This is a genomic window from Methylacidimicrobium cyclopophantes (genome assembly GCF_902143385.2).
Classification (GTDB): Bacteria; Verrucomicrobiota; Verrucomicrobiia; order Methylacidiphilales; family Methylacidiphilaceae; genus Methylacidimicrobium; species Methylacidimicrobium cyclopophantes.
This window is the reverse complement of the sequence record NZ_CABFUZ020000219.1, coordinates 1-7,677: the sequence shown is the minus strand read 5'-3', so window position 1 is coordinate 7,677 and position 7,677 is coordinate 1. Positions and strand designations below refer to the sequence as shown.

Annotated in this window: 9 protein-coding genes; 6 read left to right on the top strand and 3 right to left on the bottom strand. The window is 64.9% G+C overall.

The window, feature by feature from the left end; all coding sequences use genetic code 11:
• Positions 1–490, top strand: a 490-nt coding sequence (locus FN369_RS09310; RefSeq protein WP_218580032.1) for a metal ABC transporter permease, incomplete at its 5' end; no start/stop codon positions are given.
• Here the strand turns inward: FN369_RS09310 and FN369_RS09305 are convergent.
• Positions 424–1,026: a superoxide dismutase gene (locus FN369_RS09305; protein ID WP_142525877.1), complete on the bottom strand. Its 603-nt coding sequence runs from the start codon at positions 1,024–1,026 to the stop codon at positions 424–426. The two genes, FN369_RS09310 and FN369_RS09305, sit on opposite strands and share 67 nt — an antisense overlap.
• Between FN369_RS09305 and FN369_RS09300 the strand changes: the two genes are divergently transcribed.
• Positions 1,025–1,360: a hypothetical protein gene (locus FN369_RS09300; RefSeq protein ID WP_246189647.1), complete on the top strand. Its 336-nt coding sequence runs from the start codon at positions 1,025–1,027 to the stop codon at positions 1,358–1,360. The two genes, FN369_RS09305 and FN369_RS09300, sit on opposite strands and share 2 nt — an antisense overlap.
• 100 nt (positions 1,361–1,460) lie before the next feature.
• Here the strand turns inward: FN369_RS09300 and FN369_RS09295 are convergent, their stop codons facing one another.
• On the bottom strand, positions 1,461–2,132 hold the full coding sequence (locus FN369_RS09295; RefSeq protein ID WP_142525876.1) for an energy transducer TonB: 672 nt from the start codon (positions 2,130–2,132) through the stop codon (positions 1,461–1,463).
• Positions 2,133–2,376: 244 nt separating this feature from the next.
• Here FN369_RS09295 and FN369_RS09290 point away from each other — a divergent pair, with 244 nt between their 5' ends.
• On the top strand, positions 2,377–2,886 hold the full coding sequence (locus FN369_RS09290; protein WP_142525875.1) for a Slp family lipoprotein: 510 nt from the start codon (positions 2,377–2,379) through the stop codon (positions 2,884–2,886).
• Between the two features lie 39 nt (positions 2,887–2,925).
• Here FN369_RS09290 and FN369_RS09285 read toward each other — a convergent pair whose 3' ends face one another.
• Positions 2,926–4,092: a diflavin oxidoreductase gene (locus FN369_RS09285; RefSeq protein ID WP_142525874.1), complete on the bottom strand. Its 1,167-nt coding sequence runs from the start codon at positions 4,090–4,092 to the stop codon at positions 2,926–2,928.
• Between the two features lie 206 nt (positions 4,093–4,298).
• On the opposite strand from FN369_RS09285, the gene FN369_RS09280 reads away from it, so the two are divergent.
• The 3 genes from FN369_RS09280 to FN369_RS09270 form a co-directional block, all read left to right on the top strand.
• Positions 4,299–5,012 (top strand): phosphoribosyltransferase, encoded by a 714-nt coding sequence (locus tag FN369_RS09280; RefSeq protein WP_142525873.1) that lies wholly within the window; start codon positions 4,299–4,301, stop codon positions 5,010–5,012.
• Positions 5,009–7,129: an excinuclease ABC subunit UvrB gene (gene uvrB, locus FN369_RS09275; RefSeq protein WP_142525872.1), complete on the top strand. Its 2,121-nt coding sequence runs from the start codon at positions 5,009–5,011 to the stop codon at positions 7,127–7,129. Before FN369_RS09280 ends, uvrB begins: the two co-directional genes overlap by 4 nt.
• 22 nt (positions 7,130–7,151) lie before the next feature.
• Positions 7,152–7,677: LpxL/LpxP family acyltransferase (locus FN369_RS09270; RefSeq protein WP_446685616.1), on the top strand; the 526-nt coding region annotated here is incomplete at its 3' end.

Here is a 7,677-nt window from a genome sequence, read left to right as displayed (position 1 = left end):
CGTGGCGGTCCTGGGGGGGGTGACGGCATGTGCGGTCGCGGTGGTGGGGAGTCGGCTCCGGGAGTTTCTTCTGATCATCTTGGACGAGGATCTTGCCTCGGCCGACGGGATTCCGGTGCGCCGTCTCAACCGGGTCCTCGTCCTGCTGGTCGCCGCGCTCGTGGCCATCGCCTTGAAGCTGTTGGGAGCGCTGCTGGTAAGCGCCCTGCTCGTCATTCCCGCCGCGACGGCTCGGTTGATGGCTCCCAACCTCCGACTCCTGCTCGTCTTCGCGGTGGCCGGCGGCTTGGTGAGCTCCCTGGGTGGCGTGATCCTCTCCTTCTATCTCGATTTGGCCACCGGGCCGACGATCGTGCTCACCCAATTGGCCCTCTTGCTGATCGCCCTCGGACTCCAGCCGCTACTCGGGCGGAAGAGCCGCCCTCAGAGCAAAGGGAGTCTCGAGGCGACCGCTTCCCAGTCGATCTGGCCGAGCAACGAGTCGAGGTAAGCCGCGCGATCTTGGCCAAAATCGAGCAGGAAGGCGTGATCCTCCATATCGAGGGCGATCAGCGGCAGCCCTCCCCAAAGGGGGAGACCCCCTCGGGGATCGCCGAGGAGATTGAAGAGCCGGCCGCTCGCCGGGTCGAGGCAGCTCCACGCCCAGGAGTCGGAGGCCAACGCCGTCGCCCGCAGATCGCGCAAGAAGCGACCGAGCGAGCCGAAGTCTCGATCGATCCATTCGCGGAGCTTCCCTTGGGGAGCGGCTCCGGATCCTCCGAGGATTTGAAAGTAGAGCTCATGGCTTCTCGCCGCGCAGAGACAGTAGGAGAGGTCGAGCCGATTGGCGCGGAAGAGCGATCCGGGGAGCGCCCCTTCTTCCGGAAGATCCTCCTTTTCCACCGCTGCCAGGAGCTCCTTGGCTCGTCGGACCTGCACCGCGTAGATGCCCAGATGCATCTCCAGCGTCTTGTCGGAAATCTTTCCAGTCTTTCCGAGGAGTTTTTTTCGAAAGAGATCGGTTTGATCGGAAATGGTCGGCACCATGGTCCTTTTTTACCTCAGCTTCTTCTCTTGGCAAGGGTTTGCGCGCTTCGAGCGGAGAAGGCTTGCGGTTGAAGAGTTGCTCAGGAGTCGTAATATATCCGCGGTGACCGAATCGGAATTGGAAGAGCGGGCCAAACGGGCCATGGAGATCCTAAAGGCTCCGGCGGAGTACAAGGTCTGCGAAGGCTGCGAGTCGATCGTCCGGAAGAAGGCGGTCTTTTGTCCGAATTGCCACGGCTACCGCTTCGACTCGGAGCCGGCTCGCGTCGTCGAGCAGGCGCGGATACTCGGAGGCCGGCCCGCCAACTCGATCTCGCAACAGGACTACATCTGACCGGCGGGGAGGGGCGGGGCGGATCGGGCGATCAAGCCGACCCCGATCGGTGCACCAATCATCCGGGAAGGGGAGAGGAGCTCGCCCGAGCGGGAGAGGCTCAAGCTCCGTCCAAGCTGAAGACCACCGCCTCGGTGAAGGCGCCTGCGGCGATCCCAGGGAAGTGCCAGCGATGGAGCGCCCACTGCTTGGCCGTGCCGTCCAGAATGGTATGGCCGGAGCTGCCGAGGATTTCGACCCAGACGACGCGCCCTTCTTCGACGAAGACCTGGAGCGTCACCTTGCCCTCGAGCCTCTGCCGCCGTGCTTCATAGGGGTAGGGGGGTTCCGAGAGCACGAGGCCTCCCCCGAGCTCGGGAGCCCGATTGTGCCGGGCTGGAGAGGGACGAGCGGCCGAATGTCGGACCGGCTTCCGGGAAGCTTGGAGGCTCTTTGGCGCGGGCTGGGCGATGGCCGGCAACGGGGTCGGTTCCGGGTTCTTCCGCTCTTCGGGCACGAGCATGCCCGCGCTGGGAGGCGCAGGGGCTTCCTCGACCAGCTCGACGGAGGTGGAGTGGGCGGCCGATCGCGGCGAAAGCGGGGCGATTGCCGGCAGCGGGCTCCCCGGAACCCCGGGCAGAACGAGGCAGGCCAATCCCGCATGAAAAAGGATGGCGAGCACGAGCGAAGGCCATCGGATCGAAGCCGCGGGCCGTTCGGACTCGGCTCCGCCTTCCCGGCGTTTCCTAAGCAAGGACCGTTTCGCCGGCTGTTCCAGTAGTGTCGTTGTCATGGCTCTTTCTCGAGGTAGATAAAGCAGAAAGCGTGCCAACCAGGATGGTATCTCTCGTTGGGGCTGCGCGTTGCCAATCGACCCTCCGTTTCCTCAAAGAGAGTGTCGTCTCTCCCGCTACCCTGCGGCACTCAAAAGGGGAGCGGGCCGCGTCAAAAAGAGGTCAAAGGGAAGCGGCTTCCGGGGAGCCATTTAAACTTGTCCGGCCGCCGATCTCCCGGAAGATAGATGGCGCGAGGGGATCATGAATGGGGAAGAGGGATGGAGGCGGGCGGGGTTTTTGGGAGTGATGCTCTTGTGTTTTTGGGGATGCAGTCCGGTGCCGGAATCGGTGCGGAGCGCCGCGGAGGGGTCTGTCGCCTTCGCCGCTCTCCGAAAGCACCCGGAGGCCTATCGAGGAAAGCCGGCTCTCCTGGGAGGAAGGGTCGTTCGGGTTGAAAGCCTTCGCGATCGGACTCGGATCGAGATCGACCGTCTCCCGCTGGATCCAAAGGATCGCCCGAGGGGGGATGCCAAGGGCCAGGGGCACTTTTTGGCGGAGCTGCCGGAAAAGATCGATCCGAGCGCCTACCCGTGGGGACGGGTGGTCACGGTCTGGGGGAAGTTCGCCGGAATGGCGCAGGGAGAGCCGCTCGTTGCGGCGAAGGAGGTCTATCTCTGGCCTCGCCGTTTCGGCCAGCAGCCCTTCTATCCGTCTGCCCCCTATCGGGAGAGCAACTTTGGGGCCGGCTGGGACCCCGGGACCTGGTGGTGATCTCCTCCCGGCCTCCCACCCCCAAGGGAGCGGGCGGAGCTAGTAGACGTCCTTGTGGTAGCGCTTCTGCTCCTTGGCCAGGGTGACGTTCACATAGTGGGCCGCCGCTTCGGGATCGAGGCCGCCGAAGCGGTGGGCGATCTCGATGAGCGCCTGGTGGACATCCTTGGCCATCCGGTGGGCGTCTCCGCAAACATAGAGATGCGCTCCTTCCTGGAGCCAAGCCCAGAGAGCCTCGCCGTTCTCGACCATCCGGTGCTGGACATAGATCTTATGGGCTTGGTCGCGGGAGAAGGCCGTATCGAAGCGGGTGAGAACTCCTCTGCGATGGAGCTCGAGGAATTCCTCTTCGTAGAAAAAGTCGGTCGCCCGGTGCTGCTCGCCGAAGAAGAGCCAGTTTCTCCCCGTGTGGCCCAGGGCGGCGCGCTGGTGGAGGAAGGCGCGAAAGGGCGCCACGCCCGTTCCGGGGCCGACCAGGATCAAGGAGGCGGCCGGATCTTCCGGAAGCCGGAAATGCTTGGCGGGCTGAATGTAGACCGGAAGCTCGTGGGGTTCGGAGGGACGCTGGCGGGCGAGGTAGCCGGAAGCGAGTCCGAGCTTTTCTCGACCGTTGGTGTGAAAGCGTACGACCGCGACCGTCAAGTGGACCTCTTCCGGATGGAGGGCGGGAGCGGAGGCGACCGAATAGAGCCGGGGCAGAGAGCGGCCGAGCAGGCCAATGAGCTCCTCCGGAGTGAAAGAGGCGCCGGGATAGGCGCGCAGGAGATCGACGTAATCCTTGCCGTGGAGGAAGGCGTCGAGCTCGGCCTCGTTTTGCGCGAGGCTCTGGAGATGGTCGCGGCTTTCTCCGGGAGCGAGCTTTTCGGCCAGAGCCTTTGCGAACTTTTTGGTCGTCCGGTTGAGGACGAACTGGCGCGCCAGCGCCTCGCGCAGAGAGCTCGTCTGGCCCTGGAGGGAGATCGTCTCCTCACCCGAAAGTCCCAGAACCTGGAGGAGCTCCTCGACCAGCTCCGGCGGGTTGCGGGCGAAGATTCCCAAGGAGTCCCCTACTTGGTAAGAGAGACCGCTGCCGCGGATGTCGACCACGATATGGCGCGTCTCCTTCTCCGAGCCCGGGAGGGTCAAAGGTCGATTTTCGGCGATGCGGGCCGGGAAAGGATTGGCGCGCGTATAGGATCCGGTCGGGGAAGAGGGTGTGGCTGTCATCCGTTTGCGAAAGATAATAAAAAAAGAGCCTCTTGGCTACCGTGAGAGGAGGGAAAAGACAAGCGGAAAGTGGCAGCGCCTCCGGCAGGAACGCAGCGCGCCCCGATGCTCCCGGCCGCTTTTTTTCTTTGGAGATCGATGGGGGCCGACGGGCGGCGCAGGGTATGCTATGCTCGGGATGGGGAGGCGAGTCGAAGAAGCCGCCAATGAGGGAAAGACGATTTCGGAATCGGAGGGAAGCCGGGAGGCTTCTGGCCGAGGAGCTGCTCGAGTATGGAGGCCGGGGCGACGTGGTCCTCTTGGCCCTTCCTCGCGGAGGTGTCGCGGTGGGTGCCGAGATGGCGAAGATCCTCCGCCTGCGACTCGACGTCTTCACGGTGCGCAAGCTCGGAGTCCCCGGGCAGGAAGAGCTGGCGATGGGAGCGATCGCCACGGGAGGAGCCCGGGTGATCAACCGCTCGGTGGTTGCCGCCTTGGGAATCGACGAGGAGACGATCGAGAGGGTGGCCGCGAGGGAAGAGCGGGAATTGCGGAGGCGCGAGGCCCTCTTTCGGAAGGGGTTGCCGCCGCTCTCGATTCGCGGAGAGACGGCGATCTTCGTCGATGACGGGATCGCCACCGGGGCGACGATGCGCGCGGCGGTGGAGGCCGCCCGGAAGCTCGGGCCGGCCGCAATCGTGGCCGCGGTTCCCGTTGCTCCCCCTTCGGTGGCCGAACGGATGGCCGAGATCGTCGATGACTGGGTCGTTCTTCTCACCCCCGAAGTATTCTACGGCGTGGGCCAGTGGTATGAGGAGTTTCCGCAACTGCGGGATGAAGAGGTTTGCGCCCTCTTGCACGAAGCCGCAGCCGCCCGGAAGGGGTCGCCGGAGGGGCGGAGGAGGCATGGGGCCGGAGAGGAAGAGGGAGCGGAGCGATGAGGAGCGAGGAGTCGGGCGGCATCTTTCGGCTTCGAGCCCCCTATGCCCCGTGCGGGGATCAACCCCAAGCGATCGAGGCGATCGTGCGCCGCGTGGAGCGGGGCGAGCCGCACACGGTCCTCCTCGGAGTGACGGGCTCGGGGAAGACCTTCACGGTCGCGAGCGTCCTCGCCCGACTCGATCGACCCGCGCTGGTCATCTCCCACAACAAGACGCTGGCCGCTCAGCTCTACAGCGAGCTCAAGCAGTTTTTCCCCGAGGCCGCCGTGGAATATTTCGTCTCCTATTTCGACTACTATCAGCCCGAGGCCTACATCCCCAGCACCGATACCTACATCGAAAAGGATTCGAGCGTGAACGAAGAGATCGAGCGGCTGCGGCTCTCGGCGACGATCTCCCTGCTTTCCCGGAGGGATGTGATCGTCGTGGCGAGCGTCTCCTGCATCTACGGGCTGGGTTCTCCCGAGGACTACGAGGGCCTCGCCTTCGCGCTGCGGGTCGGCATGGAGCTGCGGCGGGAGGAGCTGCTGGCCCGCCTGGTCGAGATGCAGTACGAGCGCAACGACGTCGCCTTGGCCCGGGGACGGTTCCGGGTCCGCGGCGATGTGGTCGAGGTCTGCCACCGCACGGCCGACGAGGGATTGCGGATCGAGTTCTTGGGAGATCGGATCGATCGGATCAGCGAATTCCAACTTTTGACCGGAAACGTGCTCACCCGGTTGGAGAAGGAGATGATCTTCCCGGCCCGCCACTTCGTGACTCCGTACGAGAAGATGAAGAGAGCGGTTGCTTCGATCCGGGAGGAGCTCGAGGGGCGGGTGGCCGAGCTCGAAGGCCAAGGAAAGCTGCTGGAAGCCCAGCGCCTGCGGCTGCGGACGACCTACGACCTGGAGCTCCTCGAAGAGCTCGGGTTCTGTAGCGGGATCGAAAATTACTCCCGTCATATGAGCGGCCGAGCGCCCGGCTCGCGCCCCTACACCCTTCTCGATTTCTTTCCGAAGGATTTTCTGACCGTCATCGACGAGTCCCATGTCACGATTCCCCAGATCCAAGGCATGTATGCGGGCGATATCGCCCGCAAGCGGGTGCTCGTCGAGCATGGATTTCGGTTGCCGTCGGCGCTCGATAACCGGCCGCTCGACTTTGCCGAGTTTCGCGCCTTGGTCGGCCAGACGATTTATGTTTCGGCAACCCCCGGCGACTACGAGCTCGGTCTTTGCGGCGGGGAGGCGGTCGAGCAGATCATCCGGCCGACCGGGCTCTTGGATCCCATAGTCGAGGTGCGTCCGCTCCAAGGACAGATCGACGATGTGATGGAGGAGATTCGCAAACGGGGGGTGGAAAAGGAACGTTCCCTGGTTCTCACCTTGACCAAGCAGACCGCCGAGGATCTGGCCGACTATCTGCGCGAATTGGGCTTACGCGTACGCTACCTCCATTCGGAGCTCGATGCGATCGAGCGGGTGGAGATTCTCCGCGGACTGCGGGCCGGGGACTTCGATGTCCTCGTCGGAATCAACTTGCTCCGGGAGGGTCTCGATCTCCCCGAGGTGTCGCTGGTGGCGATCCTCGACGCCGACAAGGAGGGATACCTCCGCTCGGAGAAGTCGCTCATCCAGATCGCCGGCCGGGCCGCCCGCCATCTTCACGGGACGGTGCTGCTCTATGCCGAGCGGGAGACCCCTGCGATCCGAAAGCTTCTGGAGGTGACCGAATACCGGCGGAGCAGGCAGATCGCCTACAATCAGGCCCACGAGATTACTCCCCGCAGCGTCCAGCGCGGGATCCAGGAGAGCCTTCGGGGGCTATTGCGGGCCGAGGCGGAGTCGGTGGAACGGCTGCGCGAGGAGGAAGGGCGGTTCGATGTCGAGGAGGTTCTCCGGGATCTTCAGCGGGAGATGCTCGAGGCGGCGGGTGCGCTCGATTACGAAAAGGCGGCCCTGCTCCGGGATCAGATCGAGGAGCTCCGGCGAAGATCGGGAGTCGCCGCTTCCCGGCCCTCGGGGACGGGAAGGCGGGGAAGCGGGCGGATGCCCAAGGGACGGCGCAGACCCCTACTCACGGGGCGGCGAAGCAAGGGGCGAGGCCCCTCTCCGGAAGCGGAGCCGGCGGCCTAGAGCCCGCTGCGGCGGCGAGGCGATGGAAGAATCCACGGCCGGTCGAGGAGCGTCCGGCTCCCTGCCTGGAAGGCTTTCCTCCCGCCCCCTCTACCGATCGCGCTGGTTTGCGCTCGGCGTTCTGGCGGCGCGCTTCCTTCCGAGGGGGGCGGCGCGCGCGATCGGCGCCGGAGCGGCACTCCTCTTCGCCTGGCTCCGCCGCAGCCACGCCGCCGTAGTCGCGCGAAACCTCCGGCTCGTTCTCGATCGGCCCATTCGGGAGGGCGACGCGCGAAGGGTCTATCGGAATTTTGGAAAGACGATGGGGGACTACTTCTATTTGGGGAGCCGACCGGCCGATCGGGCGCGAGCTCTTATCGTAGAGCGGATCGGCTACGAGGAGCTCGCCGCCGCCCACCGCCGGGGGAAGGGGGCGCTGCTTCTCACGGGCCACCTCGGCTTCTTCGAGCTCGGAGGAGTCCTTCTGTCGGGATTGGGCTTTTCGACCGTGATTCTGACCTTCCCGGAACCCGATCCCGAGTTTTCTCGGTGGCGGGCGGCCTATCGCC